Source organism: Pseudomonas sp. BF-B-15 (assembly GCF_019946675.1).
In the GTDB taxonomy this organism is placed as follows: Bacteria; Pseudomonadota; Gammaproteobacteria; order Pseudomonadales; family Pseudomonadaceae; genus Aquipseudomonas; species Aquipseudomonas migulae.
Genome location: NZ_JAGYFZ010000116.1, coordinates 1 through 17,891, shown reverse-complemented (window position 1 = coordinate 17,891; position 17,891 = coordinate 1). Strand labels below are relative to the sequence as shown.

Genomic DNA, 17,891 nt, shown 5'->3' with positions numbered 1-17,891 from the left:
TCGCTCATGGGGCACCTGCCCCATCTAAGACCCATACCCCATTGCGCAGGTGCCCCATGAGCGACCAGCAAGAATTCCCCGAAGACCCGAGCGACTACGCCGACCCCGAAAACGCCCCGCACCACTCCACCGGCAAAGGCCTCGCCCTGCCCGGCCAGAACCTGCCGGACAAGGTCTACATCATCCCGATCCACAACCGCCCGTTCTTCCCGGCCCAAGTGCTGCCGGTGATCGTCAATGAAGAACCGTGGGCTGAAACGCTGGATCTGGTGAGCAAATCCGATCATCACTCCCTGGCCCTGTTCTACATGGACACGCCCCAGGAAGACCCGCGCCATTTCGACACCTCGGCCCTGCCGCTCTACGGCACGCTGGTCAAAGTGCACCACGCCAGCCGCGAAAACGGCAAACTGCAATTCGTCGCCCAGGGCCTGACCCGCGTACGCCTCAAGACCTGGCTCAAGCACCATCGCCCGCCGTACCTGGTGGAAGTCGAGTACCCGCACCAGCCCACCGAGCCGACCGACGAGGTCAAGGCCTACGGCATGGCGCTGATCAACGCGATCAAGGAACTGCTACCGCTCAACCCGCTGTACAGCGAAGAGCTGAAGAACTACCTCAACCGCTTCAGCCCCAATGATCCATCACCGCTGACCGACTTCGCCGCCGCCCTGACTTCGGCGACCGGCAGCGAGCTGCAAGAAGTGCTCGACTGCGTGCCAATGCTCAAGCGCATGGAAAAAGTCCTGCCGATGCTGCGCAAGGAAGTTGAAGTTGCGCGTCTGCAAAAAGAAATTTCCGCCGAAGTTAACCGCAAGATCGGCGAGCATCAGCGCGAGTTCTTCCTCAAAGAACAGTTAAAAGTCATCCAGCAAGAGCTGGGCCTGACCAAGGATGACCGCAGCGCCGACATCGAGCAGTTCGAACAGCGCCTGGTCGGCAAGGTGTTGTCGACGCAGGCGCAGAAACGCATCGAAGAGGAAATGAACAAGCTGTCGATCCTCGAGACCGGATCGCCGGAGTACGCGGTCACGCGCAACTACCTCGACTGGGCCACCTCGGTGCCGTGGGGCGTGTATGGCGAGGACAAACTCGACCTCAAGCACGCCCGCAAGGTGCTGGACAAGCACCACGCCGGTCTCGACGACATCAAGGACCGCATCCTCGAGTTCCTCGCCGTGGGAGCCTACAAAGGCGAGATCAACGGCTCCATCGTGCTGCTGGTCGGTCCGCCGGGCGTGGGTAAAACCAGCGTCGGCAAATCCATCGCCGAATCCCTTGGCCGACCGTTCTATCGTTTCAGCCTCGGCGGCATGCGCGACGAAGCCGAGATCAAGGGCCACCGCCGCACCTACATTGGTGCGATGCCGGGCAAACTCGTGCAAGCGTTGAAAGACGTCGAAGTGATGAACCCGGTGATCATGCTCGACGAAATCGACAAGATGGGCCAGAGCTACCAGGGCGATCCGGCCTCGGCGCTGCTGGAAACCCTCGACCCGGAACAGAACGTCGAATTCCTCGACCATTACCTGGACCTGCGTCTGGACCTGTCGAAAGTGCTGTTCGTCTGCACCGCCAACACCCTCGATTCAATCCCCGGCCCGTTGCTCGACCGAATGGAAGTGATTCGCCTGTCGGGTTACATCACCGAAGAAAAAATCGCCATCGCCAAGCGTCATCTGTGGCCCAAGCAGCTTGAGAAGGCGGGCGTGTCGAAAGGCAGCCTGAGCATCAGCGACACCGCGTTGAAGGCGCTGATCGACGGTTACGCCCGTGAAGCCGGGGTGCGGCAGTTGGAAAAACAACTGGGCAAACTGGTGCGCAAGGCGGTGATGAAGTTGATCGATGAGCCAAAAGCGGTGATCAAGCTCGGCCCGAAAGACCTCGAAGCCTCACTCGGCCACCCGGTGTTCCGCAACGAGCAAGTGCTGTCCGGTACCGGCGTGATCACTGGGCTGGCCTGGACCAGCATGGGCGGCGCGACACTGCCGATTGAAGCGACGCGGATTCACACGCTCAACCGTGGTTTCAAACTCACCGGGCAACTGGGCGACGTGATGAAGGAGTCGGCGGAAATTGCCTACAGCTACGTCAGCTCGAATCTGAAGTCGTTTGGCGGGGATCCGAAGTTCTTCGACGAGGCTTTCGTCCACCTGCACGTACCGGAGGGCGCCACCCCGAAAGACGGCCCGAGCGCCGGCGTGACCATGGCCAGCGCCTTGCTCTCGCTGGCACGCAATCAGCCGCCGAAAAAAGGCGTGGCCATGACCGGCGAACTGACGCTGACCGGGCATGTTTTGCCGATTGGCGGAGTGCGCGAGAAGGTGATTGCGGCGCGGCGGCAGAAGATCTTTGAATTGATTCTGCCGGAGCCTAACCGTGGGAGTTTTGATGAGTTGCCGGATTATCTGAAGGAAGGGATTACCGTGCATTTTGCCAAGCGGTTTGCGGATGTGGCGAAGGTGTTGTTCTGATAATCATGTAGCGCCTGCAAGATCGCCATCGCCGGCAAGCCTTGCTCCTACAGTGTGTGTGTCGATCACAAATAATGCGAACGCCACATAAACCCTGTAGGAGCGAGGCTTGCCCGCGAAGGCGTCAGCCCTGACAACGCAAACTCCCGCAGCTCGTCACAATTTGTCTCATCTTCAGTTATGCTCGCCGTTCGTCGTGAATGCCGGAGCCACTGACCCCATGTCCCCCACCCGCCTGTTTGTCCCCTTCGCCCTCGCCTTGCTGGCCGCGTGCGCCACGCAACCGAAACAGAACGTGACCGTGGAAAAACAAAGCGAATGCCCCGTGCAACTGCACAACGGGCAAAACCTGATCCTGTCCCTGCCGAGCAACCCGACCACGGGTTACCGCTGGGCGATCCAGGATTCGGCCGGTGGCGTATTACGCGCTCTGGGGCCAGAAGTTTATCGAAACCCGGAAGATGCCGGTGTCGTGGGCGCAGCCGGTGTGTCGACCTGGCGCTTTCAGGCGTTCGCGGCCGGTTCGGGGCGCTTGCGCCTGACCTCGCAACAACCCTGGGCGCCGGAAGTGCCGGCGGTGGAAACCTTCGACTGCGCGATCTCGGTTAACTGATCATGGGCTGGCTGATTCTGGCGCTGATGGGCGCGGTGACCTTTCTTTACGGCCTGAGCGTGCACGCCGCGCTGCTCTGCCTGCTGGTCAAACCGTTGCCCGTGCTGGCCTTGCTCGGCTGGCTGCACGATGCGCCGCCCAGCGAATATCGACGCTGGATCAGCCTGGGCTTGATCTTTTCCCTGCTCGGCGATGTCTTGCTCGCGTGGCCGGGGGATTTGTTTGTGTTCGGCCTCGGGGCGTTCCTCGTCGCCCATCTGGCCTATCTGAAAGCGTATTTGAGTGATTGCCGGCGGTTGGCGGTGTTGCCGTTGATCCTCGCGCTGAGTGTCGGCGCGATGCTGTTGGGGATTTTGATTGCCAATGGTCTGGGCCCATTGCTGATCCCGGTGATCGTCTACGGTCTGGCCATCAGCGCCATGCTTTGGCGGGCACTGGCTCGCCTGGGCACCGATGTACCGAAGCGCTCGGCGCTGCTGGCGGCGGCGGGTGCGTTGGCGTTTGTGTTTTCGGACAGCGTGATTGGCATCAACCGGTTTGTTGCGCCGTTTCATGCCGCGCCTTACGTCATCATCCTCAGTTACTGGCTGGGGCAATGGGGGATTGCGGCGTCGGCGTTCACGCAAAAACCGAGTTGAATTCATCGCGGGCAAGCCCGCTCCCACAAGGACAGCGCTGTACCTGTGGGAGCGGGCTTGCCCGCGAAGGCAGCTTCACTAGATACGCAGACCTCAAGTCTCCCCCACCGCTTTATCAGACAACCCGCGCATCCCCGCGCCAAGTTGGCTAAAATGCCGGCCTTTTCCACATACGCCGCTGGAACCGCCGTGAGCAAAGAACCCGATCGCCTTTTCGCCCAGCCTTTGGCCCAGGTGCCCGACTTCGCCTTTAACGAGGACGTGGTGCGGGTGTTCCCGGACATGATCAAGCGCTCGGTGCCAGGTTATCCGACCATTGTCGAAAACCTCGGCGTGCTCGCCGCGCAATTCGCCCAGCCCAACAGCGTGCTCTACGACCTCGGCTCGTCCCTCGGCGCCGTGACCCAGGCGTTGCGCCGTCACGTGCGCACCGATGGCTGCCGCGTCATCGCTGTGGATAACTCGGCGGCGATGGTCGAACGCTGCCGCGAATACCTCAACGGTCAGGATTCGATGTTCCAGGAGTTGCTGCCGGTGGAAGTGATCGAAGGCGACATCCTCGCCCTCGACTTTCAGCCAGCTTCGGTGGTGGCGCTGAACTTCACGTTGCAATTCATTGCTCCCGAGCAGCGCACCGCGTTGCTGAGTCGCATCCGCCAGTCGCTGCTTCCCGGTGGCGCGCTGATTCTGTCGGAGAAACTGCGCTTCAACGACCCAGAAGAACATGCGCTGCTCACCGACCTGCACGTCGCGTTCAAACGCGCCAACGGCTACAGCGAACTGGAAATCGCCCAGAAGCGCAGCGCCATCGAAAACGTCATGAAGCCCGACAGCCTCGAAGAACACCGCGAGCGCCTGTTGGCCGCCGGGTTCTCGAAAGTCGTGCCGTGGTTCCAGTGTCTTAACTTTGCCTCGTTGATTGCCTTGCCATGATTGATCTATCCCCCCTCGCCCGCCGTCTGGCCGGTACACCGCTGGCCGAATGGGCCAATACCCTGCAAGCGCAACTCGACAAGAAAATGGAAAAGGGTCACGGCGACCTGGAGCGCTGGCAGAGTGCGCTGGACGCCTTGCCAAAGATCCAGCCGAGCGAAGTCGACCTGCTGGATGGCCTGACCCTGGACACCGATTGCGACGCTGAGACCCGCGCGCAAATGCGTACCGCATTGATGGGGTTGTCGCCGTGGCGCAAAGGCCCGTTCGATCTGTTTGGCGTGCACGTCGATACCGAATGGCGCTCGGACTGGAAATGGTCGCGAGTCGCGCCACATCTGGACCTGAAGGGCAAACGCATCCTCGATGTCGGCTGCGGCAATGGTTACTACATGTGGCGCATGCTCGGCGCCGGCGCAGACAGCGTGATCGGCGTCGACCCGAACTGGCTGTTCTTCTGTCAGTTCCAGGCGGTTCAGCGCTATTTGTCCGAGCCCAATGCCTGGCACCTGCCGTTTCCTTTTGAAGACCTGCCAGCGGAACTCGAAGGCTTCGACACAGTGTTTTCCATGGGCGTGTTCTACCACCGCCGCTCGCCGATCGAGCATCTGCTGGCGCTGAAGGATTGCCTGGTCAAGGGCGGCGAACTGGTGCTGGAGACGCTGGTGATCGAAGGTGATCAACAGCAGGTGCTGGTGCCGGAAGATCGTTATGCGCAGATGCGTAACGTGTGGTTCTTGCCGTCGGTGCCGGCGCTGATGCTCTGGTTGCGGCGTGCCGGTTTCACGGACGTGAAGTGCGTGGATGTCAGCGTGACGACCGTCGAGGAACAGCGCGGGACGGAGTGGATGAAGTATCAGTCGTTGAGTGATTTCCTCGATCCGGAAGACCACAGCAAGACGATTGAAGGGCTGCCGGCGCCGATGCGCGCGGTGATTGTCGCCCGTAAGTAAAAGCTTCGCGGGCAAGCCTCGCTCCTACAGGTTATGCGTCGGTCGCGGAATTGGCGTACGACACAACCCCGTAGGAGCGAGGCTTGCCCGCGAAGGCTGCTTCATTGTCGCCTCTAGTCTGCGGGCTTGGCGCGCCGGGCCTTGAAGAATTCACTGAGCACGGCCCCGCATTCCTCGGCCAACACTCCACCTTCATACAGCACCCGGTGATTCAAAAAGCCCTGGGTAAAGAACTGCCCCTGACTCTGCACAATCCCCGCCTTGGGCTCCAGCGCGCCGTACACCACCCGCGCAATCCGTGAATGAACGATCAGCCCGGCGCACATGCTGCACGGCTCAAGCGTCACGTACAGCGTACTGCCGGGTAAACGGTAATTACTGGCGGCCAATGCCGCTGCGCGGATCGCGACCATCTCCGCATGCGCGCTCGGGTCGTTGCCGCTGATCGGGCAATTGAAGCCACGGCCGATGATTTCACCGTCCTGCACCAACACCGCGCCCACCGGCACTTCACCCAGCGCAGCGCCTTGTGCGGCCAGCGCCAGCGCTTCGCGCATGAAGTCGCGATCACGACTGCGGTCGATGATCGCGGCGGGACGAATCTGACGCATCACGCCACCTCGATCGCGGCCATCAGGCCGGTTTCCATGTGGTCGATCACATGGCAATGGAACATCCACACCCCAGGGTTATCCGCCACCAGCGCCACTTGCGCGCGCTCGTTCTTGCCCAGCAAATAAGTGTCGGTGAAATACGGAATGACCTTGTGCCGGTTCGAGGCAATGACCTTGAAGCTCATGCCATGCAGGTGAATCGGGTGCTGGTACTGAGTCATGTTCTTCAATTCGAAAATGTAGCTTTTGCCCTTCTCGAGCTTGGCAATCGGGCGATCGGCGCAGGTCTTGTCGGTGATGTCCCAGGCCTTGCCGTTGATCTGCCACAGGCTCGGCGGTCGGCCGTTGTCGACGTTCACCGAAACCGAGCCGACCCATTCGAAATTGAAGTTGAGTTTCTCGGCATTGGCCAGGTCCGGCTCGGCCACCGGGTTGGCGGGCAGCGCGGGCGGCCACTCGGTTGGGGCATCGGTGTTCGCCACAGAGCGGAACGTGCCCAAACGTACCGGGCCGTTACGCAGGGATAATTCTTCACCGGCCGCAGGTGCCTTGATTGCCAGGCAAATGCGCATGCCCGGCCCGAGCCAGTATTCCTTGCCCAACGGACGCGGCTCGACGGGATTGCCGTCCAACGCGTAGATCTGCGCCTCGACACCGGGAATGTTGAGGCGATAGGTCAAGGTGTTATCGAGATTGAGCAGGCGCACGCGGGTGATCTGCCCGGCCGGCAAATCGATGACCGCTTGCGGCACACCGTTGATCGTCGCCAGACGCCCCGCCGTGCCGCCCCGGGCCGCTTCCCGGGGAATGCTGAACTCGACGAAATTGCCCACCTCGTCGACATGCCAGCTCTTGAGGCTCAAGGTTTTCTCGTACTTGAAACCGGTCGGCTCGCGCTCTTCGACAATCAGCGGTCCCACCAGACCACGGCCCAGTTCTTCGCTGCTGTTCACATGCGGGTGATACCAATAGCTGCCGGCATCGGGCACGCGGAATTTGTAGTCGAAGTATTCACCCGGCAGCACCGGCAGCTGCGAGACGTAGGGCACGCCATCCATTTCCAGCGGCAGGCGGATGCCGTGCCAGTGAATGGTGGTCGCCACCGGCAAGTGGTTGATGAACCGCACACGCAGCCATTCGCCCTGACGCACGCGCAACTCGGTACCCGGCGCCGATGGGCCGAACGCCCAGGCTTGGGTCTTGTGCCCGGCCACCAGCTCGACGTCCAGCGGCGCCGCTATCAGCTCATAGTCGTGGCCCGCATCGGCGTCGGCCATCTTGCCCAGCCAGTAACGCGACGCGCCCCCCGCACCGACGCCAACGACAACAAGACCGGCCAGGCCACCGAGGATTTGGCGACGGGTAAAGGACATGAACTCAACTACCTCACGTATCAGCGACAGGTCCGGGGACCTGGAAAAGGCGAATACGATACACCTGCGGTTGAGAAACGGTAAGGGCGACCGAGAGACGCACATCATCTGTGGCGAAGGATCGGTTATGGCTGAAGGCCGGTGATCAGGTGCACCACGCCGCCCTCCAGCATCATGACGCCTGGCACACCTGCCAGATTCAAAGCCTGTCGATTCATCCGCCCCACATCGCGCAATTCCACCCGAACCCGGGTCAGCGCCACAGGCTGCTGCGACTTGAGGTTATCCACACCACCCAACGCAGCCACCACATTCGCTGCCAGGCCAGGCGCCGATGGCGCAGCCACCTTCGGTTCATCCACGATCAGATCCGGCGTCAAGGCTCTCCAGAACGCTCGCTGCATTTTCTCGAACATGTTCAGTTCTCCATAACCAGTGAAGTTTCGACCGTCGCGTCGCGATACAGCCTCAAGACCTCGCGTACTTGCCCGGCACTTTCCAGGCCCAGGATCTGTTGGGCGATGGCCTGGCAATCCGCCAGGTCCACTGTGCGAACCGCCGCTTTGACCGCCGGAATCAACGGCACACTCACCGACAACTCATCCACGCCCAGCCCCAGCAAAAGCGGCGTGGCCAGGGTTTCGGAGGCCAGGGCGCCGCACACGCCCACCCACTTGCCGTGGCTATGGGCGGCTTTCACGGTGCTGGCGATCAATCGCAGCACCGCAGGATGAAAACTGTCAGCCTGACTGGCCAGCCGCGGATGATCGCGGTCCATGGCCAAGGTGTATTGGGTCAGGTCATTGGTGCCGATGGAGAAAAAATCCACTTCGGGCGCAAACAGATCAGCCATCAGCGCCGCTGCTGGCACCTCGATCATGATCCCCAGCTTCGGCAGTTCCGTGAGGCCCAGGGCCAGTGCCTCCTCTTCGAGCAGTTGACGAGCCACGCGCAACTCCGACAGCTGCGTCACCATCGGCAGCATGATGTGCAAACGCGTCAGTCCCGCACAGCTCAGGATTGCCTTGAATTGATCGCGCAACAGCTGCGGACGCTCCAGGCACAGACGAATCCCGCGCACGCCCAGAAAGGGGTTGGTTTCACTGTCCATCGGGACATAGGCCAAAGGCTTGTCACCGCCAACATCCAGCGTTCGCACCACCAGATTACGCGCAGGCCCGAGAGCTCGGGCGATGGCGCTGTAGGTGGAGGCCTGCTCGTCCTGGCTCGGCGCATGATGGCGATCCAGATATAGAAACTCCGAACGCAGCAAACCCACACCCGCGCCTCCCAGCGCCATGGCCTGTTCGGCTTCAGCCAGCGAAGCGATGTTGGCTGTCACCTCGACATGATGTCCGTCGCGAGTACAGGCAGCCAGTGACGCCTGCGCCAATTCACGGTGCTGACGTTGCTGCGCAAGCGCACGCCTGGCTTGAAGTTCTTCAATGGCGGCCAGATCCGGGTCGAGCTGCAACTCCCCCTTATCGGCATCGAGCAACACCTGGGTGCCGTTGACCAGCGCCAGCACTTGCACCGGTAACCCACAGATCGCCGGCAAACCGAACGCCCGCGCCAGGATCGCGACATGGCTGGTGGCGCCACCGCCGACCGTGGCAAACCCCAGCACCTTGCGGGTATCGAGCCCGGCGGTCTGGGACGGTGTCAGTTGTTCAGCAATCAGAATGGCGCCTTCAGGCAACTCCAGCTCGCGGTCCCGCACGCCGAGTAGCAACTTGAGCACTCTCTGACTGACATCGGCCAGGTCTGCCGCTCGTTCGGCCAGCAGCGCATTGCCCAAGCCTTTGAATAAGGTTGCCGTCGACCCGGTGGCCGCACGCCAGGCGAATCCGGCGCTTTTGCCTTCGTCGATCAGCACATGAGCCACCTCCAACAAACCCGGGTCTTCGAGCAGTTCCTGATGCGCCCTGAAGATCTCTGCCTGAGCATCGCCCGTGGCATTATCACGCATCTGCTGCAACGCTGAAATTGCCTCGGTCAACGCTGCGGACAGATGATCGCGCTCAACCCGCGAACTCTCACCCCATTCGCTGACATCAAGGACCTGCTCGGCGATCTGCACCACTTGGCCAAATGCCGAACCCGCCGAAGCACATACCCCACGCAGCACCTTGGGCGATGATGCCTCCAGGGGCTGCGGGGCAACATCCGCCGTCACGGGCACGGTCTCGCCGCATCCGGCGGTCAGCAGCTCGGCCAGTGCCTTGATCGCCTCCTCAGCATCCGGGCCGACCGCACTGACTTGCACAACATCATCGTGAACGGTCTGCAATGCCATGATCGCCACCAGGGATTTCGCATTCGCACTCTCCTGCTGTTTATGCAGGTGAATGCTTGCCGAGAAACCTTTCGCCGCTTGGGCGAACACCGCCGCAGGACGGGCGTGCAAGCCGTTCGGGTTGGGCAACGTCACCGGTTTGGAGAACAGCGCCTCGCCCTCTTTAGCCACAGACTCATCCGTTGTCAGCTCGACAGAATTCAAACCCAGCAACGGCTGACCACTGTCTACCCACCCGGTTTCCGCCGTCAGCCAAGTGAACGGCTCACCGCTGACCACCAGCATCAAGGTCAGCAGGCTGCGTGCATTCAACGCAACAAAATCAGCATCGAACTCAATCAGCGACTGCCCGACGGCAACCTGCTGCCCCTCCTCCACCAACCGCGTGAACCCCTTTCCTGCAAGGTTCACCGTGTCGAGCCCAATGTGCATCAACACCTGCACGCCATTTTCATCGGTGATGCTGACCGCATGCCCACTGGCCTGCACATTGCTGACAACCCCTGCCAGCGGCGCGCACAACGTTGTTGACGTCGGATCGATGCATAGCCCATCGCCGATGATCCGGCTGGAAAAAACTCGATCGGGCACAAGGTCCAAGGGCATCAATACGCCGGACAGGGGTGCGTGAAGCTGCAATTGTTGGGGTGTGGCCATGACTTCACCTGCTGTTCTGTTCTTTGAAGTGCCGATGGAGCGCGACGCTCCGACAGCATCGCTTATTTCCACCAGTACTCGACCTGCAATCCGACGTTCGCACCGTGTCGCGCCGTGCCGAAGGCTCCGGTGTCGGACAACGCTGAACCCGCTGCCAGTTCATTGGCCGCACGCTTGGCCGCCTCGTTCCAGCTGGCATAGGTGTAATACAAGCGCACTTCGGGCCGCGCCCAGAATTCAGGCCCCTTGGGCGACCAGGTCGGGGCAAAGGTGAACTTGCTCAGCTTGCGCGTGCCACCTGTGGCTTCGACCTGATCGTGACCCAGCTCGGTCACCAGTTTGAACTGCTCGGTAATCGCGTAGGCCGGCCGAACGCCCAGGGAAATCCAGTTCTGGTCTGATCCGTCGGGGCGAATATCCTTCTGGTAAACCGCCTCGACCTGCCCGCCAAACCGGGGCGTCACCTGCCAGTCGAAGAACTCCACCACCCGGTAGCTTTTATTGCTGTCATCCAGTTTCACGTTACCGGTATAGCCCAACCCGGTGCCCGGCCCTTCACCGTACTGAAACGCGAGTTTGTTCTTGCCACCCAGAAATCCTTTTTGCACATGCTGGGTGGTAATCGCCCAGCCACGATGAGCGTCGCGGCTGTCGGGTTTGTCGATGTAGCTCAGGCCAAACTCCAGCTCACCGCCGGGGTTAGTGTTGAAACCGGCAACGTTGAAATCGTGACGATTGATGTAATCCTTCTGGTACAGGTTGTCCTTGCGCGAAAAGGCGTAGCTGTATTTCAGATCTCCGATCAGCACGTCCTCGATGCCGCCGCCGGTGGCGCTCTGGTTCCAGTAGTAGAAGTCGGAAATGTGGATGTCGTTCCGTTTGTAATAGCGGCGACCGGCCCACAGCGAACCGCCGTTGAGGCCAGGCATGTTCGACCATTGCGCGTACAGCTGCGGCAAGCGCACCGAGCCGTTGTCGCCATTGAACGTCAGGTCCTTGTCGTACTGGTTATACAGTGAGGCCATGCCATCGACACTTAGCACCGAACCGTCATCCAGCGTGTACAAGTCCTGACGAAGTTCCAGTTCCCCATATTGCTCGCACTCGTTACCGAGGCGGTATTTGGTCTGTGCTCCGGGCAGTTGGAAACACTGTTGTTTGCCACTGTTGACCGACGTACCGACGCCGCTGCGCAGGTAACCGCCGAACTCCAGCGCATGGGCCGTCAGTGGCAACGCCAGGCAAATGCCAGCGGCTGCAAGGCCGCGATTTATTGTTGTTTTCAAGAAACACTCCATTATTTTTATTGTGTGCAGCAGCAAAATCGGCGCGCAAAACTCCCCCGCGCAGCGTTCTGCGTGTTTTTGAAACGGTGTTTTTTTGTGAGGGGTCAGTGGTCAGTCAAGTGCAAGACAAACGACTCATACGGTCGTAAAAACACCTGTCGATTTCGCGGCGGACAGTCCGCATAGTTGCTGATGACCAAGCGTTGAGTCATGAATTCAGCGATCACTGCATCCGGCAATTCAACTTCGCAAGGCGTCCCGTAAAAGTTGTTCAATACCAGCAACCGTTCGCCGCTTCCTTCCCGTACATAAGCCCAAACTTGCGCGTGCTCAGGCAACAGCTGACGGTAAACACCGTCGGATATCAGCACTTCGGTACGCCGCAAATTGATCAACTGGCGGTAGTGATGCAGCACTGAATTCGGGTCGTCGAGTTGAGTGGCGACGTTGATCTGCGCCGAGTTGGCCGGTACGCCGATCCAGGGTTGCGCCGTGCTGAAACCAGCGTTCGGTCCGGTATTCCAATGCATCGGCGTACGGCCGTTGTCGCGGGACTTCTGCATGATCGCCGCCATGTTGTCGGCATCGCTCGCACCCGCCTCGCGCTTGAGCCGGAAGATGTTCAGGGTCTCGACGTCTCGATATTGATCGATGTGATCGAAACCCGGATTGGTCATACCCAGCTCTTCGCCCTGATACACAAATGGCGTGCCCTGGAGAAAATGCAGCGCGGTGCCGAGCATCTTCGCCGACACCACACGGTGCTCGCCGTCATGACCAAACCGCGAGACCACCCGAGGTTGGTCGTGATTACACCAGAACAGCGCGTTCCAACCTCCGCCGGCCTGCATGCCGGTTTGCCAGTCGGAGAGGATGCGCTTGAGCTCGAGGAAGTCGAAATCGGCGCGAATCCACTTTTGCAGGTTCGGGTAATCGACTTTCAGGTGATGGAAGTTGAAGGTCATCGACAGCTCTTTGGAGCCCGGCCGCGAATAACGAATACAGTGTTCGAGACTGGTAGACGACATCTCGCCGACATTGATCAGGTCATGGCCTTCGAACACTTCGCGGTGCATTTGCTGCAAGTATTCGTGAACATTCGGCCCGTCGGTATAGAAGCGTCGGCCGTCGGTATTGTCCTCGGGAAAGTCCGCCGGTTTCGAGATCAGGTTGATCACATCCAGCCGGAACCCGCCCACACCTTTATCCCGCCAGAATCTCATCATCTTGAAAACTTCGGCGCGCACCTTCGGGTTGTCCCAGTTCAGGTCGGCCTGAGTGTGATCGAACAGGTGCAGGAAATACTGGCCGGTCTGAGCCTCGTACTCCCATGCCGAACCACCAAACTTGGACTCCCAGTTATTGGGCTGATCACGCCAGATGTAGAAGTCGCGATACGGATTGTCGAGACTGCTGCGCGCCTGCTGGAACCAGGTGTGCTCGATCGAGGTGTGGTTGACCACGATATCGAGCATCAATTTGATCCCGCGCTTGCCGGCCTCGGCGATCAGCAATTCACAGTCAGCCATGGTGCCGTAGCTCGGATCGATGGCGTAGTAATCACTGATGTCGTAACCGTTGTCACGCTGGGGCGAACGCAGGAACGGCGTGATCCACAGGCAATCGACGCCCAGCCAGTGCAGGTAGTCGAGCTTGGCCACGACGCCGAGCAAATCACCCGTGGGATTGCCTGCGTGGCTGTAAAAACTCTTCGGGTAGATCTGGTAGATCACCGAACGTTGCCAGTCTTGCATGGCTGTATTCCTTCTTGAACTGCGATAGCGATCTATCAGGCGACCCGATACCCAGGCCGAACAATCTTCATGCTCAACCCACAGGTCAAAACAAACGGCACGACCATGGCGATGATCATCCCGATCACAAACATCGGGATGAACTGCGGAATGATCGAGATAAATCCGGGCAAACCGCCGACACCGATGGCCGAGGCCTGGACCTTGTTCATCGACAGGAAGATGCCCCCCAGCGCCGAGCCAATCAGTGCCGCGTAAAACGGAAACTTGTAGCGCAGGTTGACCCCGAACATCGCCGGTTCGGTGATGCCGAAATAGGCCGAAATCGCTGAGGTCGACGCCATGGACTTGTCCCGCGCATTACGGGTCATGTAGAACACCGCGAGCGCCGCGCTGCCTTGGGCGAGGTTGGACATGACGATCATCGGCCAGATGAAAGTACCGCCCTGGGTCGAGATCAGCTGCAAGTCGACCGCGAGAAACATGTGGTGCATGCCGGTGATCACCAAGGGGGCGTAAAGCAGGCCGAAGATCGCGCCGCCGACCATCGGCGCCAGATCAAACAGGGTGACCACACCTTCGGTGATGAGAATCCCCAGATGCCGGGTCACCGGGCCAATGACCGCCAGCGCCAGCACGCCGGTAACCACGATGGTGGTGATCGGCACCACCAGCAATTGCACCGCATTAGGCACTCTCGCCCGCAGCCATTTTTCGATGACGCTCATCACGTATGCCGCCAGCAGGATGGGCAGGATCTGCCCCTGATAACCGACCTTTTCGATCTGGAACAGACCGAGGATGTCGAAATACGGCAGGCTCTGACCGTCGAGACCTGCGACTGCCTTGCCATAGTTCCAGGCATTGAGCAGATCGGGATGAACCAGCATCAGACCGAGCACGATGCCGAGGATTTCGCTGCCGCCAAACCGCTTGGCTGCTGACCAGCCCACTAGCGCAGGCAGAAACACGAACGAAGTGTTGGCCATCAGGTTGATCAGGCTCCAGAGCCCGTCAAGCTTGGGGTAGGCGTCCAGCAGGGTCTGGCCCTCGATGAACATGCCCTTGGCGCCGATCAGGTTATTGATGCCCATCAGCAGGCCCGCAATGATCAACGCCGGCAGGATCGGCATGAACACGTCGGAAAACACCCGCACCAGACGCTGCATGGCGTTTATCTTGTCGGCGCTTTTCTGTTTAACGTCGGCGATTGTTGACGCGGCAAGACCGGTTTGATGGCGAAGCTCTGCGTAAACCTTCTCCACCTCGCCAGGACCGATGACCACCTGGAACAGGCCGCCGGTAAAGAATGAGCCTTTGACCAGGTCAATCTGGTTCAGCGTGGCGCTGTTGACCCGGCTCGGGTCCTTGAGGGCAAGGCGCAGGCGTGTGACGCAATGCGCGGCTTGCTCGAGGTTGTCGCTGCCACCGAGGCTTTGCAGCAGCTCGCTGACGATGTTCGGATAGTCGTGGCTCATGCTTGTTTTTCCGCTGTGGTTTTTTGTTATTGGCAGCACGCCGAAGCGAAAAGTACTCGTCTGTACGAGTTAAATCAACAACTCGTACAGACGAGTTTGAATTTGTTGGCTTGTCACCCGACCGGCGGCGATTTTTCCCACCCTCTCAGACGATGAAAACCCAAACCCGCATGGACAAACCCCTACCCTGCCCTTAAGGTTCGAAACCTTGAGCACATTGCGGCACAGAGCCATCCCCATGAGTAAATACAACCAGATCTACAGCGATCTGCTTGCCAGCATCACGACCGAACGTCTGGAGCGCGGCGCCCGGTTGCCTTCCGAAACCGAATTGATGGACAGCTACCAGGCCAGTCGCGGCACCGTGCGCAAGGCCATCGAGCAATTACAGGAGCGCGGGTTCGCCCAGAAAGTCCATGGAAAAGGCACCTTTGTGTTGTCGACCGACCCGATCGAATTTCAGTTGGGCGGCATCGTCAGCTTTCAGGAAACCTATCCGCGACTGGGCAACAACGTCAGCACCGAAGTGGTCGAGTTCAGCCAGATCCCTCTCGAAGGTGCGCTGCTGGAACATATCAAGGCTGAAGAAGGCAGCCTGATCACGAGGATCAAACGCGTACGGCGGATCGATGGAAAACGAGTGATCCTCGACATCAACCATTTCGTCAGCGACGTGATCCCCGGACTATCGCGGGACATCGCCGAGCACTCGATCTACGCCTTCATCGAACAGACCTTGCAACTGCAAATCGCCTACGCCCAGCGAACCATCGAAGCCGTGCCCCGCAGCAAGGACGACCAGCAACACCTCGACCTCGACGACCAGAGCCATGTGATCGTGGTCAGCAACCATACGTTTCTGCAGGACGGCCGGCAGTTCGAGTACACGGAGTCACGGCACACCCTCGACAAGTTCTACTTTTCGGATGTGGCACGGCGCTGACCCTACAGGTTCTTGAATCGCGTTTGGGCATAACTATGTAGTGCACCTCCTGCATGGAAACGGGCAATCATCGCTGCCCATTTCTCAAGGAGCGAGAGCATGTCCACCGAACAAAACACCCCCGCATCAAGCAATGCCGCCGATCAGGAAACACTCAGACTCATCGCGCCGGTCGTGGTGACAGCCTGCCCCGGTTTGCAGGAGGAAGCCCATGCGGTCGCCAGTGAAATCCTGCAAAAACACGGCATCACCCACCTGGACCCGGATCAGGTCTGGTGGCATCGCTTCAACAATGTCTCGGCCAGCAGCACCAAGGCTTTTCTGGGTTGGGAGCACGCGCCCAAACCCAGTGAATCTTTAACCCTGACGCAACTGGTGATCCATCGGTACCGCGTGACCGACCAGGACGACGCCCTCGAACTGGACAGCAATGGCGGGTTTTACACTGCGGATGCGAACGCCAGTATTTACAACGAAACCAATGAAGTGCGGATGTACCCCAGGCAGGTGCTCGCGGACCTGTGGGAGAAGAACCTCAGTCAACGCTACCTGGATAAGCTGAATGCATTCTGGGCCAGCCATTTTGATGACTACCGCACACTGGCCAAATGTAACTACCTCAGCAAAGCCGTGGAGGCGCGGCAAAACGGGCAACTCGAAGAGGAGGATTTCCAGACAGTCATCAGGGCCGTCATCGGTGGCGCGTCCTGGCCGATCACCTTGGCTACCCTGAAAGCGCAAACCGCTACGCCTGCGGATCTTCGTGTTTGCGCGCTGGATGTCGCAGGGCATGTCGCCACCGATATTCTGCGCATTGTTGAGCCCAACGGTCGGCAAATCACCTACGTTCCCGGCGCCGCAGAACCCTTCCACGTGCACCCGACATTGACGGACATGCATTGGTGGATGCTGTTGCAGATGAACGAAGAACAACCCCGAACCGAATTCATGACCCATTTCCCGCTGTCGGTTCGCAAGGAGGTTCACGACAACATCACCCCACTCATGAATCAGCTGGTCGGCACCTGGGGCAAGTACGACCACCATTTGATCAATCAAAAAGACATCACCATCAGCGGTGACGTGTTCACCTGGCAGAGCCGGGCCGTCCAGCACACGATGCTGGAAGAGGCTGACCTGACGCTGGTGAGCAATGGGCAGATGCGTAAGCAGCTATGGCTGGGTTATCTCACCGCCGCACTGCACGTTTTCGGCCCGTTGGCGGTGCTTGGCTGGCCGATCGCATTGCCGGTGATCGGGGCCAGCATCGCGGCCATGGGTTTGAACATCGACAAAGCGGTGAATGGCAAAACAGCGGCAGAACGCAAGGCCGGCATCATCGGCGCGGTGCTCGATGGCATCAATGTGCTGTTCAATATTCCGCTGCTCAAGGACGCCAGTGTGTTGGACGAAGCTGCGGCTGAGGCGGCCGAGATGGCGGACTTGGAGAAGTCGCTTGATCCGGAAGAAACCGTCGATACTCAAGAGCCGCAGTCACCTGACGAATCGGATGACGTCACCCTGCAACCTAGAGAGTTGCCAGGCCAACCCGATGCAACCGCGCAGGCGCTTGAAGTGCCGGAGCACTGGCAAAGCAATGAAATCCTCGAAAGCTACCCGATGGCCACCAACGGAAAATTCCAGAGTGTCTACACACTCGATTCACAACCCTCCAACGCCATCCTGATAAACGAGCAGGCTTACTTCGTACGTTTCGAAGCAGACGCCAATGGTGGCGGAACCTGGGCCATCATTGATCCGCAGAACCCGAACGCCTTTACGGGTTCGATTCCCGTACGCCTGAATGCCGAAGGTGAATGGGAGCTGGCGCCGAAAAGCGGGTTGATGGGTGGCGGCAAAGGCCCCAGCAAGCTCGTTC

Annotated in this window: 14 protein-coding genes; 7 read left to right on the top strand and 7 right to left on the bottom strand. The window is 59.7% G+C overall.

The features are described from left to right. Positions 1–56: 56 nt before the first annotated feature. The 5 genes from lon to cmoB all read left to right on the top strand — a co-directional run bounded on the left by lon (position 57) and on the right by cmoB (position 5,611). On the top strand, positions 57–2,474 hold the full coding sequence (gene lon, locus KGA97_RS25730; protein ID WP_223481743.1) for an endopeptidase La: 2,418 nt from the start codon (positions 57–59) through the stop codon (positions 2,472–2,474). Positions 2,475–2,694: 220 nt separating this feature from the next. Continuing rightward, complete coding sequence (locus tag KGA97_RS25725; protein WP_008042397.1) at positions 2,695–3,087, top strand: protease inhibitor I42 family protein; 393 nt, start codon at positions 2,695–2,697, stop codon at positions 3,085–3,087. Positions 3,088–3,089: 2 nt separating this feature from the next. Beyond that, positions 3,090–3,725, top strand: coding sequence for a lysoplasmalogenase (locus KGA97_RS25720; RefSeq protein WP_223481742.1), 636 nt, complete (start codon positions 3,090–3,092; stop codon positions 3,723–3,725). Between the two features lie 153 nt (positions 3,726–3,878). Continuing rightward, positions 3,879–4,658: a carboxy-S-adenosyl-L-methionine synthase CmoA gene (cmoA, locus tag KGA97_RS25715; protein WP_177318187.1), complete on the top strand. Its 780-nt coding sequence runs from the start codon at positions 3,879–3,881 to the stop codon at positions 4,656–4,658. Further along, on the top strand, positions 4,655–5,611 hold the full coding sequence (cmoB, locus tag KGA97_RS25710) for a tRNA 5-methoxyuridine(34)/uridine 5-oxyacetic acid(34) synthase CmoB (protein ID WP_223481741.1): 957 nt from the start codon (positions 4,655–4,657) through the stop codon (positions 5,609–5,611). Before cmoA ends, cmoB begins: the two co-directional genes overlap by 4 nt. Positions 5,612–5,724: 113 nt before the next feature. Here the strand turns inward: cmoB and tadA are convergent, their stop codons facing one another. From tadA to treP, 7 genes are all read right to left on the bottom strand, one after another. Next, complete coding sequence (gene tadA / locus KGA97_RS25705; protein ID WP_008042399.1) at positions 5,725–6,222, bottom strand: tRNA adenosine(34) deaminase TadA; 498 nt, start codon at positions 6,220–6,222, stop codon at positions 5,725–5,727. Then, positions 6,222–7,598 (bottom strand): multicopper oxidase family protein, encoded by a 1,377-nt coding sequence (locus tag KGA97_RS25700; RefSeq protein WP_192228449.1) that lies wholly within the window; start codon positions 7,596–7,598, stop codon positions 6,222–6,224. The genes tadA and KGA97_RS25700 overlap by 1 nt, the downstream gene beginning before the upstream one ends. Positions 7,599–7,723: 125 nt before the next feature. Beyond that, positions 7,724–8,014 (bottom strand): PTS transporter subunit EIIB, encoded by a 291-nt coding sequence (locus tag KGA97_RS25695; RefSeq protein ID WP_207285683.1) that lies wholly within the window; start codon positions 8,012–8,014, stop codon positions 7,724–7,726. A 2-nt stretch (positions 8,015–8,016) separates the two neighbouring features. Beyond that, the gene (gene ptsP / locus KGA97_RS25690) at positions 8,017–10,551 is read right to left on the bottom strand and encodes a phosphoenolpyruvate--protein phosphotransferase (RefSeq protein ID WP_223481740.1); all 2,535 of its coding nucleotides are present in this window, start codon (positions 10,549–10,551) and stop codon (positions 8,017–8,019) included. A 62-nt stretch (positions 10,552–10,613) separates the two neighbouring features. Then, a complete protein-coding gene (locus KGA97_RS25685) occupies positions 10,614–11,837 on the bottom strand; it encodes a maltoporin (protein ID WP_008025558.1) in 1,224 nt (407 codons plus the stop codon). A 104-nt stretch (positions 11,838–11,941) separates the two neighbouring features. Further along, complete coding sequence (gene treC / locus KGA97_RS25680; protein ID WP_223481739.1) at positions 11,942–13,591, bottom strand: alpha,alpha-phosphotrehalase; 1,650 nt, start codon at positions 13,589–13,591, stop codon at positions 11,942–11,944. Between the two features lie 35 nt (positions 13,592–13,626). Beyond that, positions 13,627–15,069 carry a PTS system trehalose-specific EIIBC component gene (gene treP / locus KGA97_RS25675; RefSeq protein ID WP_008025554.1) on the bottom strand — a complete coding sequence of 481 codons (1,443 nt, stop codon included), beginning with the start codon at positions 15,067–15,069 and terminating at the stop codon, positions 13,627–13,629. A gap of 238 nt (positions 15,070–15,307) precedes the next feature. Here treP and treR point away from each other — a divergent pair, with 238 nt between their 5' ends. Continuing rightward, a complete protein-coding gene (treR, locus tag KGA97_RS25670) occupies positions 15,308–16,012 on the top strand; it encodes a trehalose operon repressor (protein WP_008042407.1) in 705 nt (234 codons plus the stop codon). A 99-nt stretch (positions 16,013–16,111) separates the two neighbouring features. After that, positions 16,112–17,891: dermonecrotic toxin domain-containing protein (locus KGA97_RS25665; protein WP_411740673.1), on the top strand; the 1,780-nt coding region annotated here is incomplete at its 3' end.